Raw genomic sequence first — 22,920 nt, forward strand, 5'->3', positions numbered from 1 at the left:
GAATAAAAAGCGGTAAATAAATCGCGCTGAATAAGGTAAACAGAGACAAGGCGGGAGCGATCCCGCCTTGTGCTATATACCACTCACTCTCAGATACGAATTGATTACGAAGAAGATTTTGCCGTGCCGGTATCGCTACAGCGGTATTTAGAACGAAAAAGCGCTGAGTCATCGATGCTTGTTGTTGATATGACGAGTGAGTTTAGAAAGCAGTACCCGAATACCGATAACTACACACCGATAAGTAAAAAAAACCTTGAGATGATTGTAAATAGAGGCGTTTCTGAAATTGCCTCTGGTGTTGGCAGGATGTCGCCTTATTCTGGTGGTACTATCGATGGCTTATTAGGCGGGATGCATGATGTTAACAAGTAAGTGCAAGTCATTTATTCGATGGGTCAGTATTGCCCTTGTCTCTCTATTTTATTATCTACTGGTAGGGGGTGTTGGTGCGATTTCCTTTGATAAAGATATTATGTATTTTTCAGAAAAAACTATATCTGTTGAATATCACAGGGCTAGCCTGGAGATTATGCAGCAACATACTAATTCGGTGTATTTAGCTGCGTTCATAGCTTTTCCCATCTGCGTGGCTCTGATTCTGATCATTTTCAAGAAGGTTAGATAGTTGTGGTCAGCAAATGGAACTGAATGTCATATGTGGAATGAGATAACAAGGCGGGAGCGATCCCGCCTTGTGCTATCACAATTCAGTGACGATGAAACCAAATGGAGTTGGTTTAGTGGAACACGATAAATTTATGCAGCACGGCCGCGGGTTAGGGCTGTGGCGTAACCCACGGGAAAATATTAAGCCTGAACCAATAAATTACTTCAGGGATGACCCGATTTACCTCACGCCCTCAAAAGGGGAATGGATTAATCAGAGCCAAGAATGCAAAAAAGAAAATAACCCATTAGAAAACGGTGTATTCATCTGGACGGAAACTAAGGGGACAGGTCACGCCTTTGTCTCTGTTCATGAGGGTAATAGTGCTTCTGTTTTCACTTATGGTCGATTCGGTAGACGATCTGGTGTTGCTGGGACTGTCGGTGATGGCATCTTAAATTTTTTGCAGTTTGAAGATGCCAGAACATATTACCGAGAAGAGCTGTACCAAACAGAAGCTAAGGTTTTTCTCATTACAGATGCGAATCCTGCGATTGCTCGATTGTACTTTGAAAAGCTATGGCATTCAGGGGGCAAAGTGAAAGAAACAATCAAGATGGGAGAAAGCACTAAAAGAAACGGTCGTACAGTCGATCAATATGATGTGACAGGCGTGAACTGTACAACCCATGCAACAAAAGGCGTGAAGATTGCGGGATCACAGATATTTGAGGGAGGATATACCACTCACTCTCAGATACGGATTAATTACGAAGAAGATTTTGCTGTACCGGTATCGCTACAGCGGTATTTAGAAAGAAAAAGCGGTGAGTCATCGATGCTTGTTGTTGATATGACCAGTGAGTTTAGAAATCAGTACCCGAATACTGATAACTACACACCGATAAGTGAAGATACCACTTTAAGAGTCGTGTCCGAGGTTGTTTCTGGTATAGGTAAAATTTCACCTTATTCTGGTGGTTCTGTCGGTGGGTTATTAGAAGGGATGCATGATGTTAACAAGTAAGTGCAAGACTTTTATTCGATGGTTCAGTATTTGCTTTGTCTCTTTTTTTTATTTGATAAGCATTGCTCTTTTTTCTTTTGGACATGTTCAAGATAAGGAAAGAATGGTTTTTTTATCTGATAAAACAGTGCCAGTTGAATACCATTTTGCGATATTAGCTGATATGCGAGAATCTATGGATTCCATGTATTCGGCCGTATTAATTGGTTTCCCCATCTGCGTGGCTCTGATTCTCATCATTTTCAAAAAGGTTAGATAAGAACGCAGTTGATGGGGTAGCGGAGCGCAGTTCTGAACCTGTGACACAGATAACGGCATAGCTGGAACGCTGTGTATACGGGCTTAAATGGTTTTTCTCATTCAGAATAAGGTTTCCCCCTGATTGAGGGAAACCATGATACTGAGATTAAACAACCCAGCCCAGCAGCAGCGTTGCGGCGATGACGGTAGATGCGCCGCCGATACGGGTAGCGATCTGTGCGAACGGCATCAGAGACATACGGTTAGAAGCAGACAGAATCGCGACGTCGCCCGTACCGCCCAGCCCGCTGTGGCACGTGGTTACGATAGAAGCCTCAATCGGGTACATGTTCAGGTAAGGTGCAATCAGGAAGCTCACCAGCGCCATGGACAGCACCACAGAACCACAGACGATGACATAACCCACAGAGAATACCGCGACGACGCTTTCCAGCGGGATATACAGCATGCCAAGCCCGATCATCAGCGGCCACACCAGAGAACTGGATACGAATTTGTAAACACTGTGCGCTCCAGTTTCCATAATCGCTGGAATCACGCGTCCGTATTTACAGAACACGGCGATCAGAATCATCAGCACTGGGCCTGGGATGTGTACCAGTTTCTCAAACAGGCCACCGACGATGAAGAAGGCGCAAATCATCAACAGTCCGCCGCCCATCAGATGAAAATCAACCGGTTTTGGTGCTTCATTGACGGCAAACATCGCGTTGTCTTCATCGCTGCGAACCAGACGGCCCTCGCCGTTCAGATCTTTGCGGCGCATCCCCAGACGAGACAGCACGCCGGCACACAGAATCGCGAAGATGTTACCGACGACGGCAGCAGGCGCTAACTGAGCCACATACACATCTGGGGTTTGTCCCAGAATGGCAGAGTAGGCGAGAGATAATGGCAGGATGCCTTCACCAATACCGCCGCCGATGATTGGCACGATAATGAAGAAGAAGGTGTGATAGAAGCTATAGCCGCACAGTTTACCAACCAGTAAACCGGTTGCCAGTGCGGTTGCTGTGCCGATGACCAGCGGGACGAACATGCGCACCATCCCCTGAATCAGGATCTTGCGGTTCATACCCAGAATACTGCCGACCACCAGACAGGCGATGACGAAATACAGGAAGTTCGCCTCTTTCATCAGCAGGTGGACGGTTTTCATGGTGTTGTCGTTGAACAACTCAAAATACACCATAACGGATGGCACCATCAGGCACAGAATGGCCGGGCCACCGATATCTTTGAACACGGGAATGTTGCTGCCAATGTGTGCCAGTAAAAAACCCATCGTCATGATGACGGCGAAACCGCCAATCATATTTTTAGGCAAATATCCTTCGTAGGCCGCGATAGCGACAATGGCGGCAATCGCCACAAAAAGCGCAACGGGAACGGAGCCGATTTTCTTTTTAAAAAATCCCCCGATAAGCGATTCTTGTGTTTCCAGAGCGAGATCGTTCTCACATAAAATATCAGTTTCAATTTTTTTCATTATATTCACCCTGCTAGGACAGTTGGTACAGAAAGAAATGACATACCTGCCGTGTAATATCGTTGAGATATTGGTAACGCATCGTTATCGACGCATCTTATTGGCTTTTTGCTTGCCGATATCGGTGTGGATATCGAGTCTTGCTAATGCCAATGGCGGCGGGATGTTTATTATCAAAAAGCAGAAAAATACGTTTTTTTGTTTTTTATCAGTTAGTAACAAAAAGATAAGGAATGGTTGATGTTATTTAACAATGAATCCTGTTGGAGGGTAATCTAGCATGAGGGAATGTTAAAAATAATACGTTAATTACGTATTTGTGAACTTATCAGCAACTCTATTTTAAATAACTTATATTGTTTTTTTGTAATTAAAATAATTTATCGAGGGAATGTGAGGGGTTAAAACAGAAGGAGAGGTAACTCACTGAGTGAAAAATACCACTTTATGAGAATAAGTAAATAGCGTGTTTTCATTTTAGTGAAAATATTTATTTAACTAAAATAGCCAATTAATTATTGAGCAATATCATTTTCTGCCAGTAGATACCCTGCCACGGGGATAACCCGAGAGGGCAGGGTCTCTGGCTGACATATTACCTTTTCAAACGATAAATGCCGTTAAAACGAACATTCATTCCGCCACAATTACCATTATCTTCCACGATCAAATTGCCGTTAATCAGCTGCATCACGCCCTTGCATTCAAACTCCTCAAGCGAATCACCCCATTGGAGCCTATTGCCGTTTGGTATTGCCGAGGCAGACATACCTCCGTAATGGACAATTCGTTCACCATAACTTGATACGCCACCATGCCAGGTCGCCTTACCTTTTAGATGAAGCGTGCCGTTTTTCCCACGGGTAATTTTTATGCTATTACCATACTCATGCCATGAACCGAGCCAGGCATTGATATCTGCCGTTTTGATGGGCTGTTTTTTAAGATAGGCCGGCTCCACCCAACCGACGAATTCGGATTTTTTGCCAAAATGCCACACGCAGGACCAACCGTCTTTTTCCTGTGCCACTATCACGTTGTCACCCGCTTTCAGATGGGTTTCATACTGGCAAATTGCCTTATTATCCGGGCATCCATTCCTGACATCATCATCGTAAAAGTGGACTTTATCGCCATGCACCGCCGTGATTTTGGCGACAGAGTATTGGTCTGGATAATCAGGAAACGCGCCATTACGGCACATCGTCATCTCATAACCCCAGGCTGCAAAACAGGGAAATGAAGTACATAACAACACAACGCTCACTATTCCTTTCATCGAGCTATTTTCCTTGTCAGCAATACAACCGATACAACAATAATTGTTGCGGCATGGATTAATTCTATCCCGATCTAATTGGATACGCAGCATCAAAAAGTGAAAGCGATATTGGCGAAAAATGGGATGGAAAATCTGGCGGAATAAGGGGGGGTTTGTGGTCAGTTAAAAGGGCAGAGATAAGTTTTTTTATGTAGCGTAGATAGTCATTTGCCTACTTATGGTGCCGTGGTAAATATCAGAATTTCTTATTATCCGTCAGGATTTTCACCTGCTGTTAACGTTTTTAACAAAAAATAGTGCTCAAATCTTGGACATGTAAGACCAGATGACTATAGTTTTTTTAATGGTGATAATTTCTTTATGTCCGCAAGCTATCGGTTTTTATCGCTGTTTTTTACTAAAAAGGCAAAACATCCACCTTTGGTAAGGTGATGAGCTTGTATTTTCTCTTTTAAGAAAATGTAAGGAAATTTTGTAAATCCTTACTGCTTATATTGACGTCACCGCCATCTGTTGAGAAATTGAGGGCGTCATAGGGATATAAGGAGGAAAGCAGCGGCTTGTCTGAATGATTCTACGTCTTCATCCAGCATCCGTGAGCGGGTTGTGGCGCGTCAAGGTATACGTTGTAGTTATTATGACTATATCCAACAGCGTGGCGGCCATCGGTTTTGGTAACCCCTTTCCTCTTCCTCATTATTTTAATTTTGCCTTCGGGCGACAGGGTACAGACCACAGTTCGTAAAAATACAGGTCTGGCCAACCATACCCAATTGATTTCGAGATGCAGGACGGAATATCAGCGCTGTTAACCACTGTGCGTTTAACGACAGAATTAACGCGTATGCAGCTTGGAGTATGGCGGGTATAGCACACAACATCATCCACAATGGAGCACAAGTAATGGAAAAATCCCTAGTTAAATCAAGGGTGTTTAAGTTCGGCCTTGGCTTGCTCGCCCTGTCCGTCGCTGCAGGCGTTCAGGCAAAGACGCTGGTGTACTGCTCAGAAGGCTCCCCGGAAGGTTTTAACCCACAGCTGTTTACCTCCGGTACAACGTTTGATGCCAGCTCTATTCCTATTTATAACCGCCTGGTGGAATTTAAAGACGGTACCACGGACACCGGTCCGGGTCTGGCTGAAAAATGGGATATCAGCGAAGACGGCAAAACCTATACTTTCCATCTGCGCAAAGGCGTGAAATGGCAAGACAGCAAGGATTTCAAACCTTCTCGTGAATTCAATGCCGATGACGTGATTTTCTCCTTCATGCGTCAGCAGGATGCCAACCATCCGTACCACAAAGTATCTGGCGGCAGCTATGAATACTATCAGGGTATGGGTATGCCGGAACTGGTCAGCAAAATCGAAAAAGTAGACGACTATACCGTCCGCTTTGTGCTGAACCGCCCTGAAGCGCCATTCCTGGCAAACCTGGCGATGGACTTTGCTTCCATCCTGTCAGCGGAATACGCGGATAAGATGCTGAAAGCCGGTACGCCAGAGAAGATTGACCTGAACCCAATCGGTACAGGCCCGTTCCAGCTGCAGCAGTACCAGAAAGACTCCCGTATTCTGTACAAAGCCTTTGAAGGCTTCTGGGGTACTAAGCCGGGTGTTGACCGTCTGGTCTTCTCTATCACGCCAGATGCGTCTGTACGTTATGCCAAGCTGCAAAAAGACGAATGCCAGATCATGCCGTATCCAAACCCGGCCGATCTCGCGAAGATGAAAGAAGATAAAAACATCACGTTGATGGAACAGCCTGGCCTGAACGTTGGCTATTTGGCTTACAACGTTGAGAAAAAACCGCTGGATAACGTCAAGATTCGCCAGGCTTTGAACTATGCGGTGAACAAGTCTGCCATTATCGAAGCGGTCTATCAGGGAGCCGGCCAGGCCGCAACTAACCTGATCCCGCCGACCATGTGGGGCTACAACAACGACGTTAAAGACTACAGCTACGATCCTGAGAAAGCGAAAGCGCTGCTGAAAGAAGCGGGTATGGCTGACGGTTTCTCTATCGACCTGTGGGCAATGCCGGTACAGCGTCCGTACAACCCGAACGCGCGTCGTATGGCGGAAATGATTCAGTCCGACTGGGCGAAAGTGGGCGTGAAAGCCAAGATTGTCACCTACGAGTGGGGCGAGTATCTGAAGCGTGCGAAAGACGGCGAGCACCAGACCGTACTGATGGGCTGGACTGGCGACAATGGGGATCCAGATAACTTCTTCGCGACCCTGTTCAGCTGCGATGCGGCTAAAAATGGCTCCAACTACTCCAAGTGGTGCTACAAGCCGTTTGAAGACTTGATCCAACCGGCGCGCGCCGTTTCCGATCACGAAAAACGTATTGAGCTGTACAAACAAGCGCAGGTTGTGATGCACGATCAGGCTCCGGCGCTGATTGTTGCGCACTCCACCGTGTACGAACCTGTACGTAAAAACGTGAAAGGTTATGTGGTTCAGCCGCGTGGTGTGCATAGCTTCAACAACGTGACGTTGGATTAAATCAGCCACTAGATTTCACGGACACTAAAAACCCCGACCTTGCGGTTTCTCGTTAGAGGAACCGTGGAGGCGGGGTTTCTTGCCCGTTAAATTTATGGTTGTCTTCCCTGCCCGCTATCCTGCGGGCCGTCGCACACGACGTTTAAAATCGCACCTGGCGATTTTTTAGCTGTGAGCAATGATAAGCCTGATGGCCAATGAGCCAACGGGCATGAATAGAGAGTTCGGGATATGTTGCAGTTCATACTCCGGCGTTTGGGGTTAGTTATCCCAACGTTTATTGGTATCACCCTATTAACCTTCGCGTTCGTGCACATGATTCCGGGCGACCCGGTGATGATCATGGCGGGGGAACGGGGTATTTCCGCCGAGCGTCATGCGCAGTTGCTGGCTGAAATGGGGCTGGATAAGCCGCTTTGGCAGCAATACCTCCACTATATTGGCGGTGTGATGCAGGGCGATCTGGGGATCTCCCTCAAGAGTCGTATCCCCGTGTGGGAAGAATTTGTGCCTCGCTTCAAAGCGACGCTGGAACTGGGTATCTGTGCGATGATGTTTGCTATCGCAGTGGGGATTCCGGTTGGTGTGCTGGCTGCGGTCAAACGCGGTTCCATTTTCGATCATACCTCTGTTGGCCTGGCGCTGACGGGCTACTCCATGCCTATCTTCTGGTGGGGCATGATGCTGATTATGCTGGTCTCCGTTCAGCTTGACCTTACCCCCGTTTCGGGGCGCATCAGCGACACGATTTTCCTTGATGACAGCATGCCGCTAACCGGCTTTATGCTGATCGATACCCTGTTCTGGGGCGAGGAAGGCGACTTTATCGACGCGGTTGAACACATGATCCTGCCTGCCATCGTGCTGGGCACCATTCCACTGGCGGTGATTGTGCGTATGACGCGCTCCGCGATGCTGGAAGTGCTGGGTGAGGATTACATTCGTACCGCCCGTGCCAAAGGGCTGAGCCGTCTGCGTGTGATTGTCGTGCACGCGTTGCGTAATGCGATGCTGCCGGTGGTAACGGTAATTGGTTTACAGGTCGGTACCATGCTGGCCGGGGCGATCCTGACGGAAACCATTTTCTCCTGGCCGGGGCTGGGACGGTGGTTAATCGATGCGTTGCAGCGTCGTGACTATCCGGTGGTTCAGGGCGGCGTACTGCTGGTGGCAACCATGATCATTCTGGTGAACCTGCTGGTAGATGTGCTCTACGGCGTGGTTAACCCACGCATCCGTCACAAGAAATAAGGGGAAGGCTAAGATGACACACGTCACTGAACCTGTTGTAAATAGCGCACCGAAGCCGATGACCCCGCTACAGGAATTCTGGCACTATTTTAAACGTAACAAAGGGGCGGTCGTTGGCATGGTGTATGTCGTGCTGATGCTAATTATCGCCATTGGTGCCAACGTGTTGGCTCCGCATGCGCCCGCCGAGCAGTTCCGCGATGCGCTGCTTCGTCCGCCGGTCTGGCAAGAGGGCGGAAGCTGGCAGTTTATTCTGGGAACGGATGACGTCGGGCGTGATGTCCTGTCCCGTCTGATGTACGGCGCGCGTCTGTCGCTGCTGGTTGGCTGTCTGGTCGTCGTACTGTCGCTGGTGCTGGGGGTGATCTTCGGCCTGCTGGCCGGGTATTTCGGCGGTGTGGTCGATGCGCTCATCATGCGTATCGTCGATATCATGCTGGCGCTGCCGAGCCTGCTGCTGGCGCTGGTGCTGGTGGCCGTCTTCGGACCTTCGATTGTGAATGCCTCGCTGGCGCTGACCTTCGTGGCATTACCGCACTATGTCCGTTTGACCCGCGCGGCGGTGCTGGTGGAAGTCAATCGCGATTACGTCACGGCTTCACGCGTGGCGGGAGCCAGTTCGGCGCGTCAGATGTTCGTCAACATTCTGCCTAACTGCCTGGCACCGTTGATTGTGCAGGCTTCTCTCGGCTTTTCTAACGCCATTCTCGATATGGCTGCTTTGGGTTTCCTCGGTATGGGCGCACAGCCGCCAACGCCAGAGTGGGGCACCATGCTGTCGGACGTTTTGCAGTTTGCGCAAAGCGCCTGGTGGGTGGTGACGTTCCCCGGTCTGGCAATCTTACTGACGGTATTGGCGTTTAACCTGATGGGGGACGGCTTGCGTGACGCTCTCGACCCCAAACTCAAGCAGTAGTAGAGGTAGAGAGATGGCGTTGCTCAATGTAGATAAACTGTCGGTTCACTTTGGTGATGAGGATCTGCCGTTTCGTGCGGTCGATCGTATCAGCTACCAGGTTGAACAAGGTCAGGTCGTCGGTATCGTCGGGGAATCCGGCTCCGGTAAGTCCGTCAGCTCGCTGGCGATTATGGGGCTGATTGATTACCCCGGCAAAGTGATGGCCGACAAGCTGGAATTTAACCAGCGTGATTTAACAAAAATTTCTGAAAAAGAACGGCGTAATCTGGTGGGTTCTGAAGTCGCGATGATTTTCCAGGACCCGATGACCAGCCTGAACCCGTGCTACACAGTGGGCTACCAGATCATGGAAGCCATCAAGGTGCATCAGGGCGGTAACCGCAAAACCCGTCGTCAGCGTGCGATTGACCTGCTGACGCTGGTTGGGATTCCCGATCCGGGTTCGCGTCTTGACGTGTATCCGCACCAGCTTTCCGGCGGGATGAGTCAGCGCGTGATGATCGCGATGGCGATTGCCTGTCGGCCGAAGCTGCTGATTGCCGATGAGCCGACCACGGCGCTCGACGTGACTATTCAGGCGCAGATCATCGAACTGCTGCTCGAATTGCAGCAGCGAGAAAACATGGCGCTGATCCTGATTACCCATGATTTGGCGCTGGTGGCTGAAGCGGCACACCACATCATCGTGATGTATGCCGGGCAGGTCGTGGAATCAGGCAAAGCGGCGGATATTTTCAGCGCGCCCCGTCATCCGTATACCCAGGCGCTGTTACGTGCGCTACCAGAGTTTGCGGCGGATAAATCCCGACTGGCATCGTTGCCGGGCGTGGTACCGGGTAAATATGACCGCCCGAACGGCTGTCTGTTAAACCCGCGTTGCCCCTATGCGCAAGACCGCTGCCGTCAGGAAGAACCTGTTCTGCGCGATATTCCTGGTCGTCAGGTGAAATGTCATACACCGCTGGATGATGCGGGGAGGCCAACCCTATGAGTGAACTGAACGCACCATCGCAGCCGTATTTGCTGCATGCGATTGATTTGAAAAAACACTATCCGGTGAAAAAGGGCTTTTTTGCGCCAGAGCGGATGGTGAAAGCACTGGACGGCGTTTCCTTTACGCTGGAACGCGGTAAAACGCTGGCGGTGGTCGGAGAGTCCGGTTGTGGAAAATCCACGCTGGGTCGCCTGCTGACGATGATCGAAACCCCGTCTGATGGCGAACTGTACTATCAGGGACAGGATCTGCTGAAGCACGATCCTGAAGCACAGAAGCTGCGTCGGCAGAAGATCCAGATCGTTTTCCAGAATCCGTACGGATCGCTGAACCCGCGTAAGAAAGTCGGCCAGATCCTGGAGGAACCACTCCAGATCAACACGGAACTGTCAAAAGCTGAACGTCGTGAAAAAGCGTTGGCGATGATGGCAAAAGTGGGGCTGAAAACAGAGCATTACGACCGTTATCCGCATATGTTCTCTGGCGGTCAGCGTCAACGTATCGCTATCGCCCGTGGATTGATGCTGGACCCAGACGTGGTGATTGCCGATGAGCCGGTTTCGGCGCTGGACGTGTCGGTTCGCGCACAGGTGCTGAACCTGATGATGGATTTGCAGCAGGACTTGGGGCTGTCTTACGTCTTCATCTCGCACGATCTGTCCGTGGTCGAACATATCGCTGATGAAGTGATGGTGATGTATCTGGGCCGCTGTGTGGAGAAGGGCAGTAAAGATGCCATTTTCAACAATCCGCGCCACCCGTATACGCAGGCGTTACTTTCCGCGACGCCGCGCCTGAACCCGGATTTACGCCGCGAACGCATCAAGCTGACGGGTGAACTGCCCAGCCCGCTGAACCCACCGCCGGGCTGCGCGTTCAACGCTCGCTGCCAGCGCTGCTTCAGTACCTGTACACAGTTCCAACCGCAGTTGAAAACCTACGGCGAACAGCAGGTCGCTTGCTTCGCCGTCGATCAAGACGAACAGGGCACCGCTGTAGCCTAGTTTGCCTTCGATGCCCCCACGCCGCTTTGCCAGAGCGTGGGGCGTTGATTGTGTGCTTATTCCATTGGTATTCGGCGCATAAGCATACAAATTTTCCCCGTCTGCCAGCCCAATTGGATCCTGAGTGGTGAAGCGTCCGACGATGGGGTCATAGTAGCGTAACGGCTGGGATTCCACCGGTTTGCCGTTGCGGAACCCTTCGCTGTCCTGCGTCTGCCCGTTGACGGCGCCGAAGCTGCTGTAGTCTCCGCTCCAGCGGACCGAGCCGTTCTTAATTCATAGCGATATAATCGTATATTTTAAATATATCATATAGAGTATATAAGATTATATAGAGTAGTTTCTTCCCTATCAGGTAAATTCAAATATTCACCAAGCCCCATGTTAATGAAAAAACCTTCATTAACTGCAATCCCCCTGAATGCTATAGACGATATTATTGAAGAGAAAATAGTATCATCGCCAACGTATTTTTTAAGTGACATTATTTTTCTTTTATTGTTTTTTAATATGTAGTAAGAATAATTCATCAATATAGAGTTTGAAATAAATAAATTTTCACTTGATTGATATTTATTAAAGCAATCAATTAACGAATCAAATATTATTTTTTTTGATTTTTTATAACTTAATAAAAAAAACTCAGGATTAATAAGATCTTTGTTAATATCATTAATAGGTATTTCTTTTATTTTGTGTTTTTTGGAAAATAATAACTCAATGACGGAAAGTTGAAATAATTTTATATTTTCAATGATATCCGTTTTTTTAATTCTATCATAAAATTCAATAATATATTCATAAAAATCAATATCACCTAAATTTTCTGATTTCATAAATAATTTGTTATCATGAACATAAAACTTATCGTATACATCATCACCAATACCAAGCTCAAAGCATAAAAATTTGAAAAAATAATTTATATCTGTCTCATTTTTTGTTTTTTTCTTTAGAAAAATCAATTGAAAAACATAGAAAATAATATGAATATCTTTGTTTATTCGTTGTCTGTTATCTATTTGAAATAAATACCCAAATCTGGAAAGCATTATTTTCATAGCATAACAATCGTTTTCACTAAAGCCTAGGCTATGTATTATCTTATCCACTTTACCTTTTGGGAAAATATCATACCATCTTGTCAAAGGATACAGTCTGCCATTTACTCCTTTAACAGAAATTAAATGAAGATCTCTTTCATCCTCTTTGTAAGAATAGGGGAGGAAATCTTTTCTGTAACATCTTGGATTGATGAAGTTTTCAAGCTTATAAAAAAAAACATCAATAATGTTCATGTGACTTTCTTTCCGCACGATTTCCATTTTCCGTCCTTACCCTTTTTCTCAATCCTAAAGGATTTTATCGAATTATTAAATTTATCAATCACATTTCGCCCAATACCTCTAGCTTTGGGCTCATTCTGCTTAGAAAGCACACCATCTTTTAATCCTGTTTCTTTATAATTTACAGCAGAAATATCTTGATGCTTATTAAGCATATCGACGCCATTTTTATCCACTGTCATTACAGCTCTATATTTCTCATTACCCGGATTGAATCCAGGTTTACTGTCATGGTTGACCCAAACAGCCTTATCTCCACGATTATTAGGAACTAGTCCCCCTAGGCCATTACGTTCAGCAACGGAAGATATTGCCTCATCTTTCCCCATGTAACGAATAACTTCGTCTGGAGTCAACCCCAGCTGATCAATCCACCCCAACGGATTAGGCGCATACTGATAAAGATTTATCCCCCGCCAGCCCTATCGGGTCAAGGTGATGAAATTTACTCGATCACGGATCATACTGATGGTTTGGTTCATACATAAATAATACTACTGGATCGTAGTTCATATATCACAACCAGAACTTGATAAATTCGTTTATCTACACAATTCTTATCTTCCTATTAATATAATGTGTATAAATCATACTATTATTTCTCGCCAACCACCTGTATCAGCTTCTTTAATCTTTCTATTTCATCAAGTAATCTAGGTATATCCTGTTTTGCATGAGCTATGAAATCTTGATCTTCTATCGTAGCGCCAATAAGCTCAAGATCTTCACCTCTATTCTCTCCCTCTCCTGTCATAATAAAATTAGAACCACTAGTATGATCCCTCCCTTCAACATAAGAAATCCATGGTCCCGGTGTCGTTTTAACACAACGCTCTTTTATCAAATTTAATTCTTCATCCAAAATTTTATCGTACTGCATTAGCAACTTCCCCCACCTTTCAATTTTGGCTTCGCTGACGGATTTTTTTGAGTTGGCGTCATTAAATCCTGTGCCTGATCTGCTGTAATGCCAGATAAGGTGGCATGATTGGGATTATTTCTCGTAGGAGACGAAACAACATCTCCTCCTTTAGCCCGAATATCCCCAACTGTTGTAACTCCTACTTTATTATGAGGTATGCCTTCTGTTAGTTGGTCTAATGTCTTACCCGCTGCACTATTAACCGAAACACCATCCAACTTACCACCGCCATCTACAATAACACCACTACCATTCTTAAACGAATCGGCAAGACATGCACCACCTCGGCAAACTATAGCTTCATCCGGTAATACTTTAGGAGATAGCCCCAGTGGATCAACCCACCCCAGCGGATTCGGCGCATACTGATATAAGTTTAACCCGCCGTTTAGCCCAATCGGGTCCTGCGTGGTGAAGCGTCCGACGGTGGGATCATAGTAGCGGAACAGGTTGTAGTGCAAACCGGTTTCGTCATCGGCGAATTGTCCGGCGTAGCGTAACGGCTGGGATTCCACCGGTTTGCCGTTGCGGAACCTTTCGCTGTCCTGCGTCTGCCCGTTGAGGGCTCCGAAGCTGCCGTAGTCGCCGCTCCAGCGGACCGCGCCGTCCGCATCGGTCATCTCCAGCGGTGCGCCGTTCAGGTCCGTGTTGAACCAGCGGATATCGCCTTCGTTATCACCTGGGCGCTGGGTGATACGCGCTAACGGTGACCACCAGACGTTCGGGTCATAAATATAACTTTCTGTTCGGTCAGCGTGTCTGGCCTGCAACAATCGGAAGCCTTCCCACAGGAAACGTGTTTCTTCCTGCTTTCCGTCTTCGCCCCAAATAACGGTTTTACGAGTGCGTCTACCCAGGGCGTCATAGTTATAGCAGGCGACAAACTCGCCCTGCAGACCTCGGCCTCGTGCTTCCAGCAGTCGATTATCAGCATCGTACTTGTAAAATTGCTCTGTTTCGCCGTCACGCCGCCGCGTCAGGTTGCCTTGACTGTCATACTGATTCCACAGGTTACGCCAGTTCAGCAGGCGGTTGTCCGGCAGCGGAAGCGGGGCTGAACGTGAGTGGCCCGCATCCTGTATATTGTCCGCCGCATCGTAGCCGTAGGCCCGGTGATGCACCTGCCAGTGCACGTCAATGCGCTTCAGCAGACGGCCTTCTGCATCGTAATCGTACTGCACGTCCCCGCGCAGACTGTCATTGACCGAGGCCAGTTCACCGGATGCGGTGTAGCTTAGGGCCCGCGATAATATTTGCTGCTCCGGCTCTGCGACATCCCAAAGCCCGCTGCGTTGTGAAGTCAGGCGGCCTAAACGGTCATAGTCCCGTCGCTGTTCGCGCCGTCCCTGAGTGCGGGTGATTTCCCGGTGCAAGCGGTCACGGGTAAACTCGCTGATGACCTGATGATTGAATTTTACTGCGCTGACATGCCCGGAACCGTAGCGCAGCCAGTGCAACGCGTCGCCATCCGGCAGAGACAGGGTACTCACATTCCCCAGTACGTCCCGCGCATAGCAAATGTCTCCCTCACTGCCGTACTCTCCCGACAGATAGCCTGCGGCATCATAGGTCAATCTGACCTCATCGGCGATGAGTCCCAGCGCGAGGCCTTCCTCGGTAGGCTCGCGTTTTAGCGCAACCAGCCGCCCTCTGTCACTGTGCTGGTAGTGAAACTCGGCGTGTGCATGTGCTCGACGCACCAGTTGCCCGGCCGCATCATGCTGATAAATGTGCGTGATGGCTGCATCATTCGCCGCATTTCCGCGTTGTGCTCTCTGACACAGATGGCCTGCGTCGTCGTAGCAGAAGGTTAGCTCGACGCCATCTACGCGCCGTTCTTTAACCAGTCGGCCGACGGCATCATAGCCAAATTGGTATTCCGCGCCGTTGCCATTCTCTAACCGCAACAACAGCCCGCGCGTGTCATAGTGCCAGCGTTTTGTCCGGCGGAGGCGGTCTGTCACACTGACGGGCTGGCCCAATACGTTATACTGCCAGCGTACTTCGCTGTTCTGGGCATCACGCCATGTCTGTAACTGACCTCGGGTATTCCAGCGTAGCGTTTCCCGGCGACCATCCGGGTAGATAACGCCAGTCAGTTGCCCGCAGGCATCCCATTCCCGGCGGGTAGTGTGGCCTTCTGCATCGACAGAAGCCAGCAGTTGTCCGTAATGGTCATACTCAAAGGTGCTGCATTGCCCCGAACAGTCAGTACGTGCCGTCAGCAGCCCCTGGTGATTCCAGGCGAGTGTCACGGTGCCGCCCAGAGCGTCGATCACGCTGTCCGGTAAACGCTCCTGTGTATTGGGATAATGATAACGTGTTGAATTCCCCAGTGCATCGACCTCCTCAACCAACCGGTTGAAGTCGTCATACTGCATTCGCTCCTGGCTACCGTCGGCATACGTCACCAGCGCAACGTTATCCGTCAGTCGATACCACTGGTAGTGTGTTTCCCGACCTAGCGGGTCAATTTCACTGAGTAAACGACCATAGCTGTCCCATATGGTCTTGCGACTTGCTCCGCCGGGAAGGATGACTTCACACAGCTCGCCGTCGGTATAATTCAGGTTGGTTTCGCGACCGTCGTAATCGATAAAGCGAACGACGTGGTCATCACCGTCAAGCGCCCACTGTGCAACGAGGCCATCCTCCCGGCGGGCGGTTCTCCGCTGGCCAGCAAAGTCGTACTCCAGCGTGAGTTGTTCACCCGCGCTATTCCGGTATGCCACCACGCGAGGTAAATCGGCAATCTCCTGCCACTGATATTCGCTGAGCAGACCGTTAGCATCTTCATGGCTGGCCATCAGCCCGTCATCCTGCCAGGTAAAACGACGGCGCACGCTACCGCCCCGCCCGGTGACGGTGACAAGCTGCTTTTGCGTATTGTAGGTATAGTGCACGAGACAGGTCGATTCATCCAGCCAGACGCTTTCCAGCCGCCCATCAAGATATCGACATGTGATGTGCCGCCCGGCGCTGTCCGTCAGTGCGTTAAGCGTGTCGTCATCGTTCCAGAAAAGGAGCATGTCATTGCCACATGACTCGGCAACGCGTGCCAGCACCGCTTTTCCCTGCGAAGACAGCGCAGTGTAATACCACACTTCACCGTCTGGCCCATAAACCGACCAGCTCTCATCCTGATGGTGCTCCAGCCAGCGTTTTTCCGCCGGGCAGTAGGTGCGCTGGCCGATGGGAACGAAAGGGAAGGAAATCAGATCGCCTGACGGCGCGCGCCAAACCAGACCGTCCTGATAGCGCGTTAGCGTCGTTTCCCAGAACAGGCTCCATCCTTTTCCCAGTACGCTATCGCTGGGGTTACCGCTACGCCAGTAGCGTTGCCAATAAACGGATAAGCGAGAGGGAAGGATAAAATCCAGCTCATCTTCATCTGACAGAAATTTTTGGCCGCTCACGATGTCTATCGGACGGGCGATAATGCCCCCAGCCGCGACACCGGTCACGAGCACACCAAAGCGGCAGGCAATGCGTTGGATCTTATTGATACCGGGGAGTTTTTGTAAAAGCTGACCCAGTTTTCCGAGCTTGCTCGCTGCGCCGCCGACGCCACCAATCAGTCCGGCGAAAAGCAGCGTTAAATCAGAGACTTTATAGAGCCACTCAGGAACTTCCGGTTTGATGGGTAATGTGGATTTGGCTTTCCCACCGATGAAAACATTGGAAGAACCTTCCGTGATAGTGGCGCTACAGTTCACTTTATCGCCAAGGCGGGATGCGGGCTGGTTGTTGATGTATACCGTTTCCGAGCCCTGCGCCACCTGCATGGAAGGCCCATCTTTGCTACAGCTGGCCACACTCAGGGTGGCGAGGGCGGCCTTCATACCGTTGATGAACACATTGCGTGAGCCTGTATCAATGGTTCCGGCTTTTGACATGCTGCTGGCACCCGCCTCGGCAATGCCATCACGCGCTTTTTCTGCCAGCACGCCAGTCGCCCAACCCACAGCAAAACTGAGGCCAATCAACAGCACGCCAACGCCCAGGCAAGAGGAGGCGAGACCCGCCACAAATAAGGCACCGGCAGCAATGCCACCGACTGCGGCAATCAACCCACCGACAATGGTGCCCGCAATCATGCCTGCTAACGCACCTGAATGCCCGATCCCATCGCCAACGCGTGCGGCTTCAAACATAACAATATTCCTTATCGTTATTGGTTAAACGTAAAGCTCCCGAGCAGGGCGTTGAATCGAGATTCATCGGCAGCAGAAGGCGCGGCGGTTTTCGATAGGGTGAAAACCAGAATCTGTACGCTATCTAATGCGAATACCGCCTGCTGCTGCCAAATGCGTTGACCATCACGTATATAACTCGCCTGGAGGCTTTCACCTTCCAGGGTGTTATTGCCTAACCAAATTGCTTCACGGGCCTGTGTTTTCCAGCCTTTAAAATGCTGGGTCATCAGGTCCAACTGTCTATCGATGTAGCCGCTCAATACTTCTCCGTCGTTCAGTACATCGCGTGAAACCGTAAAAGCAGGTTCGCCTTCCTGACTGGGCGTAAATGCATTCACAGTGCGATCGCGGTAGCTGTCGGGCAACGTGATACGGCCTTCAGTGAAGATGCAGTGGGAAGAAGATGTCGTCGTCACGATAAAATGTCTCGAGTAATGGTGTGGTTGTAAGCCCTAAGCCACCACACCTGTAGCATGGTGACTCATTCTCTGATTATTTATTTAAATCAATACGTTCACTGCCAACCACGTTGACCTTCACGCCCTTGATGTCGATATTGCCATTCTGATAAATGGTCAGCGATCCTGCTCCCGTCGTCAGTTCGATATTGCCGCCGGTCGAGGTGATGGTGATATTTCCCGTTACCGTCAGCTTCTCGTTCATCGTGACCTCGGTTTCTCGGCCTGCCCCGATGATGACTTTCTGGGCACCCTGAATCTCCGTTCCCTGATTCTCGACGACGTTAAGAATTTGATGGCGGCCTATGACACTGATCTGATCTCGTCCGACGTTCTCTGCATGGTCGACGCCTACACCCGTACTGCGGTTATTCAGCACCACGGTGTTCATGTCTTTCTGAGCATGGATAAACACTTCTTCCTGACCGGCCTGATCCTCAAAACGCAGCTCGTTGAACCCAGCGCCTTTGTGGGTTGTGGTGCGCAGCGTGGTGCGTGTTTTGTTGGCGGGCAGCGGGTAGGGCGATGGATTGGTCGCGTGGAAGGTTCTGCCCGTCACGATGGGCTGATCCGGGTCGCCTTCGAGGAAACTCACAATGACTTCATGGCCGATGCGCGGAATAGCGATCAGGCCGTACTGACCACCGGCCCAGCCTTGGCTGACGCGCACCCAGCAGGAACTTTGGTCATCGCTCGCGCCGTAGCGATCCCACGGGAATTGCAGTTTCACCCGGCCGTACTGGTCGCAGTAAATCTCTTCACCCGCCGGGCCGACAACGGTGGCGATTTGCGGGCCGTCTACCATCGGCTTGTACGGCAGATCGGCACGCCAGGTGGTGCTGGCTTTCACGACCTCGAAGCTGTTGCTGTAGGTGGTCGGTTCGCCGCCGCTTTCTTCTTCCAGCGCCTGCGGCTGCTGTCCGCTGTGGGTGATGGCAACCAACTGCCAGGCGATATTGAGTGCCAGATTGGGGTGTTCAGTTAAGGTAAAACTGCTGCCCGGCATCAGTTCGGCGGCATTGGATTCGCCCGAGCCGGTCATCGCCCCTGCTCGCAGTGCGTCCAGCCGATAGCCGGTAAAGGCTTTGCCGCTCGGATCTTGTTTAAAACGACCGGGGTAGTCGAAGTGTTGATAGCTTTCGCGCTGGTGCTCCAGCTCACCACTCATCTTGTTGTGCAACAATCCGTAAGCTGGGGTTTTGAAGCTGTAATCCTTCAGCGCCACCTCGGCAGTTCGCACGGCCTCGGCATAGCGGAAACGGCGTACATACGCCCCTTCGCTCAGCCCCTGTGTGGCAAGGTTGAAAAACAGCTCAGGGCCTTTGGCCAGCGCGCCGGCATCGTCGGCAAAAACCAGCCGATGTTTGCCTTCCTCAAATTCATGGAAGAAGTACAGACCTTCCTCTGCGGCCAGCCGGGTAATAAAGGCTAAATCGCTTTCCCGATACTGCACGCAGTATTCCCGCACCGCGTGCTCGTTACGCAGCGCAAAGGCGTAGTCGGTGATGCCGGATTCTTCGAGCAGCGCACCAATAATGGCTTCTGGTTTCTGTGCCTGAAAAATACGGGCGTTAGTGCGTAGCCCTAAACGCCACAGCGCCGGACGGACTTCCGCCTGATAGCGCGTGCGGCGAAAGCCGGTGTCGCCCTGCGCGAACGCGCTGACAATGCCGCTCACGCGTCTTTGGAGTTCGCCTTCGTACCACACCAGGAGTTCACAGGGCTGGTCGAGAACAGCACCAAAATCGATCCCCGGTAAGGGGCTGGCCAGATTCAGCGACAGGGCAAACGGCTGGTTAAGCGCCTCGCTGAGCTGAAAATCCACCACGGCAAAGGTCGATGCAGGTAATGCGCCGACCTTAACGGTGAACTGTAATCCTGTACTGTTTGCCATCCGTCCTCCTGATGCTGTCATCCACACTCAGGCATGGCGTGGGCCATGGCTCAATGCAGAAAACCCGGGCAAGCCCGGGTTAAATAGGAATTACGCTTCGACCGGCGCACGCCAGTCATCGGAACCAGAGGTTCCTGCAACGGTGTGTTCCCAATCGATTTTGCGGTAGGCCAGCGATACTTCGATCAGCTGGGTGTAGTCCAGCTTCGCCGGATCCTGGCAGTGTGGCATCTGGCAGTTAACGTCAACGATGGTGGCATCGGTCAGCACGGTAGAGAAGAAGTGCTCTTGCTTACCTTCAACCGACGTGCGGTACCATTTCAGGGTCACGGTCGGCAGCATTTCGCCAGACGCCAGGGCGTTGTACATCAGCGGAACCGCTTTGTTCAGCGCGACGGTGAATTTGAACGGCTTGTGCACACGTTGGCCAGACGGCTGACCAGACTGTGGGTCGGTCGGTACGGTGACGATGTGTTTGAATTCCTGAACCAGCATTTCGTCTTCGTGGCCTTCCACATAGATGTTGCCGACAGAATCAGAAGTGAAAGCACCCGCGGTGATGTTGCCCTGCGTTTTACCTTCGATGCTGATATAGCATGGAGTTGGCATAGTCTTGCTCCTTGTTGTTAAACGGAATGAGTTGTTGAACGGGGTTAGTACTTCGCCGTTCACATAGCAATTCATGTGCCAAATTTCATCTGTTTGTTTTATAAGGAAATTTACCTAATTCAAATTTTTACTAAACAAAATTTGAGCAAGAAGTTGCGCAGACTTCCTGAATCGTTTGCAGACATTGCGCAAAAAGTGATTTACACCAGAAAGTGAGCAAGAAATTGCGCAGAATGCGCAGTTATGCTGAAAGTTTTTGTTAGATCTATGAGATGGCCGTCTTTTTGGAATGAATTAGCTATTGATTGGGTGATAATCAATGTTATTGCCGATTAAAAATGCAGAAAATAATTCAATCAGCTAATCGTTAGTCATCTGATGTTGTGGGTGGTAAGAACGGGATGACAGAAACGGGAGAGTGAATAACAAAGAGGAGAATGCCTGCCCTTAGCATGCTGCAAGTGGTCGGTAAAAATAGTGGGGCGGTGCGTTGCCCCAACCATATTTCGTTCAATGACGCATCTATTCTTGCGGTGAGTTAGCCTTCCTGCATCGCCTTTTCCACTTCTTCAGCCAGAATCGCAATACCGCGTTCGATTTTTTCCGGCTCTGGCACATAGTTCATGCGCATGCACTGGTGAGCGTGCGGCCAGTCCTGATCTAAGCCAGGGAAGAAATAGTGACCCGGCACCATGAGGACGCCGCGTTTTTTCAGGCGTTGGTACAGAATTTCTGTCGTGATAGGCAGATCCTTGAACCACAGCCACAGGAAGATCGCACCTTCCGGCTTATGAATCAGGCACTGCTCGGGTGACAGGTAGCGGCGAATAATTGCGATGGTTTCCGTTACGCGTTGCTGGTAGAACGGGCGTACGACGTCATTAGATAAGCGCAGCAGATCGCCACGCTGAATCATCTCGTGCGCCAGCGCTGGGCCGATTGCGCCTGGAGACAAGCTAATGATGCCGTTCATGTTACCGATTGCCGAGATCACCTTTTCATCCGCGATTACGATACCGCAGCGTGAGCCGGGCAGACCGAGCTTGGACAGGCTCATGCACAGGATGATATTCGGGTTCCACAGCGGTGTGGCATCGCTGAAGATGATGCCAGGGAAAGGCACGCCGTAGGCGTTATCAATCAGCAGGGGAATGTTGTGCTGCTGCGCCAGAATATCCAGACGCATCAGCTCGTCGTCGGTCAGCACGTTACCGGTCGGATTGGTCGGGCGGGATACGCACACCAGCCCGATCTCATCGGTAATCGACAGGTGATCGAAATCGACGTGATATTTAAATTGCCCTTCGGGTAGCAGCTCGATCTGTGGACGAACAGAGACAAACATATTGTCGTCCAGCCCGGAATCCGAATAGCCGATATATTCCGGCGCGAGCGGGAACAGCACCTTCTTCAGGCTGCCATCGCTGTGGCGACCAGCAAACAGGTTAAATAAGTAGAAAAACGCACTCTGACTGCCATTTGTCAGCGCAATGTTCTGTGGTCCAATCTGCCAGCCTAATTCATTACTCAGCAGCTCGGCCAGCGCCTTAAGCAGCGTATCCTTACCTTGCGGGCCGTCGTAGTTGCATAGCGCTTCCGTTAATTTCCCTTGTTCCAGCATATCCTGACACAGCTGTTTGAAGTAGCTGTCCATCTCCGGAATATGCGCCGGATTGCCGCCGCCCAGCATGATTGCGCCTGGCGTACGCAGCCCTTCGTTCAGGTCGTCCATTAATTGGGTGATGCCAGCGTGGCGCGTGAATTTCTTGCCGAAAAGAGAAAAGTTCATAGTTTATTTATCAGTGGTCTTACACAGGTTACCGGCAACCATAGCGCTTGCGCCAATAGGGTGCAATGTGGTCAAAAAACAGACTGGTAATTTTTTATCCCGCGTAGCGTTTAATATTCAGAATAACTTGCTGACTCTAACCTGAGCGTGGAAATGATTTCAGACAATCGGTTTTATTTTGCTGAAACGTTTTCAGCTTTTACCGATCGATATCTCAATAATTCTGCAATCATAGATGCTATTCATAGTGAATTAGTGATGCTAATTGGATAAATAACGCGACAATGCCGAATTTTTCCATCTGGTGATAGCTATCACATTCTGACCATTCGCTGATTTGTAGTCTTTAGCTCGCATT

16 protein-coding genes and 2 pseudogenes are annotated in these 22,920 nt (G+C 50.0%); 7 read left to right on the forward strand and 11 right to left on the reverse strand.

Annotated features, from left to right (window positions below):
- The first annotated feature begins 69 nt into the window (after positions 1-69).
- Positions 70-375 (forward strand): hypothetical protein, encoded by a 306-nt coding sequence (locus tag ACIPUG_RS10400; RefSeq protein ID WP_240478582.1) that lies wholly within the window; start codon positions 70-72, stop codon positions 373-375.
- 368 nt (positions 376-743) lie between these two features.
- Complete coding sequence (locus tag ACIPUG_RS10405; protein WP_400338339.1) at positions 744-1,637, forward strand: hypothetical protein; 894 nt, start codon at positions 744-746, stop codon at positions 1,635-1,637.
- A 406-nt stretch (positions 1,638-2,043) separates the two neighbouring features.
- On the opposite strand, the gene ACIPUG_RS10410 is transcribed toward ACIPUG_RS10405, so the two are convergent.
- Together ACIPUG_RS10410 and ACIPUG_RS10415 are read right to left on the reverse strand one after the other, a co-directional pair.
- Complete coding sequence (locus ACIPUG_RS10410) at positions 2,044-3,387, reverse strand: 2-hydroxycarboxylate transporter family protein (protein ID WP_400338341.1); 1,344 nt, start codon at positions 3,385-3,387, stop codon at positions 2,044-2,046.
- A 595-nt stretch (positions 3,388-3,982) separates the two neighbouring features.
- Entirely contained in the window at positions 3,983-4,666 is a 684-nt protein-coding gene (locus tag ACIPUG_RS10415; RefSeq protein ID WP_131548443.1) for a hypothetical protein, read from the reverse strand.
- A 906-nt stretch (positions 4,667-5,572) separates the two neighbouring features.
- Here ACIPUG_RS10415 and dppA point away from each other — a divergent pair.
- From dppA to dppF, 5 genes are all read left to right on the forward strand, one after another.
- On the forward strand, positions 5,573-7,180 hold the full coding sequence (gene dppA, locus ACIPUG_RS10420; RefSeq protein ID WP_400338342.1) for a dipeptide ABC transporter periplasmic-binding protein DppA: 1,608 nt from the start codon (positions 5,573-5,575) through the stop codon (positions 7,178-7,180).
- A 231-nt stretch (positions 7,181-7,411) separates the two neighbouring features.
- Positions 7,412-8,431: a dipeptide ABC transporter permease DppB gene (dppB, locus tag ACIPUG_RS10425; protein ID WP_010281089.1), complete on the forward strand. Its 1,020-nt coding sequence runs from the start codon at positions 7,412-7,414 to the stop codon at positions 8,429-8,431.
- 13 nt (positions 8,432-8,444) lie between these two features.
- Positions 8,445-9,347 carry a dipeptide ABC transporter permease DppC gene (gene dppC, locus ACIPUG_RS10430; protein WP_400314919.1) on the forward strand — a complete coding sequence of 301 codons (903 nt, stop codon included), beginning with the start codon at positions 8,445-8,447 and terminating at the stop codon, positions 9,345-9,347.
- Between the two features lie 13 nt (positions 9,348-9,360).
- Positions 9,361-10,341: a dipeptide ABC transporter ATP-binding protein gene (gene dppD, locus ACIPUG_RS10435; RefSeq protein ID WP_014917083.1), complete on the forward strand. Its 981-nt coding sequence runs from the start codon at positions 9,361-9,363 to the stop codon at positions 10,339-10,341.
- Entirely contained in the window at positions 10,338-11,348 is a 1,011-nt protein-coding gene (gene dppF, locus ACIPUG_RS10440) for a dipeptide ABC transporter ATP-binding subunit DppF (protein WP_010281080.1), read from the forward strand. The genes dppD and dppF overlap by 4 nt, the downstream gene beginning before the upstream one ends.
- A gap of 60 nt (positions 11,349-11,408) precedes the next feature.
- Here the strand turns inward: dppF and ACIPUG_RS10445 are convergent.
- The 9 genes and pseudogenes from ACIPUG_RS10445 to ACIPUG_RS10485 all read right to left on the reverse strand — a co-directional run.
- Positions 11,409-11,618, reverse strand: a pseudogene (locus ACIPUG_RS10445) (RHS repeat-associated core domain-containing protein); the annotation flags it as partial.
- Between the two features lie 38 nt (positions 11,619-11,656).
- Positions 11,657-12,646, reverse strand: coding sequence for a hypothetical protein (locus ACIPUG_RS10450; protein ID WP_248721366.1), 990 nt, complete (start codon positions 12,644-12,646; stop codon positions 11,657-11,659).
- A pseudogene (locus tag ACIPUG_RS10455) lies at positions 12,643-13,141 on the reverse strand (type IV secretion protein Rhs); the annotation flags it as partial. The gene ACIPUG_RS10450 and the pseudogene ACIPUG_RS10455, both read right to left, overlap by 4 nt.
- Positions 13,142-13,289: 148 nt before the next feature.
- Positions 13,290-13,574 (reverse strand): hypothetical protein, encoded by a 285-nt coding sequence (locus ACIPUG_RS10460; protein ID WP_014917082.1) that lies wholly within the window; start codon positions 13,572-13,574, stop codon positions 13,290-13,292.
- Entirely contained in the window at positions 13,574-17,770 is a 4,197-nt protein-coding gene (locus ACIPUG_RS10465) for an RHS repeat-associated core domain-containing protein (RefSeq protein WP_400338344.1), read from the reverse strand. The genes ACIPUG_RS10460 and ACIPUG_RS10465 overlap by 1 nt, the downstream gene beginning before the upstream one ends.
- 17 nt (positions 17,771-17,787) lie before the next feature.
- Positions 17,788-18,228: a DcrB-related protein gene (locus ACIPUG_RS10470; RefSeq protein ID WP_400338346.1), complete on the reverse strand. Its 441-nt coding sequence runs from the start codon at positions 18,226-18,228 to the stop codon at positions 17,788-17,790.
- A 76-nt stretch (positions 18,229-18,304) separates the two neighbouring features.
- Complete coding sequence (locus tag ACIPUG_RS10475) at positions 18,305-20,164, reverse strand: type VI secretion system tip protein VgrG (RefSeq protein WP_039516791.1); 1,860 nt, start codon at positions 20,162-20,164, stop codon at positions 18,305-18,307.
- Between the two features lie 90 nt (positions 20,165-20,254).
- The gene (locus ACIPUG_RS10480) at positions 20,255-20,773 is read right to left on the reverse strand and encodes an Hcp family type VI secretion system effector (RefSeq protein WP_012822145.1); all 519 of its coding nucleotides are present in this window, start codon (positions 20,771-20,773) and stop codon (positions 20,255-20,257) included.
- A gap of 538 nt (positions 20,774-21,311) precedes the next feature.
- Positions 21,312-22,562: a valine--pyruvate transaminase gene (locus ACIPUG_RS10485; RefSeq protein WP_014917074.1), complete on the reverse strand. Its 1,251-nt coding sequence runs from the start codon at positions 22,560-22,562 to the stop codon at positions 21,312-21,314.
- Positions 22,563-22,920: the final 358 nt, after the last annotated feature.

Source organism: Pectobacterium sp. CHL-2024, assembly GCF_044751765.1.
GTDB lineage: Bacteria > Pseudomonadota > Gammaproteobacteria > Enterobacterales > Enterobacteriaceae > Pectobacterium > Pectobacterium brasiliense.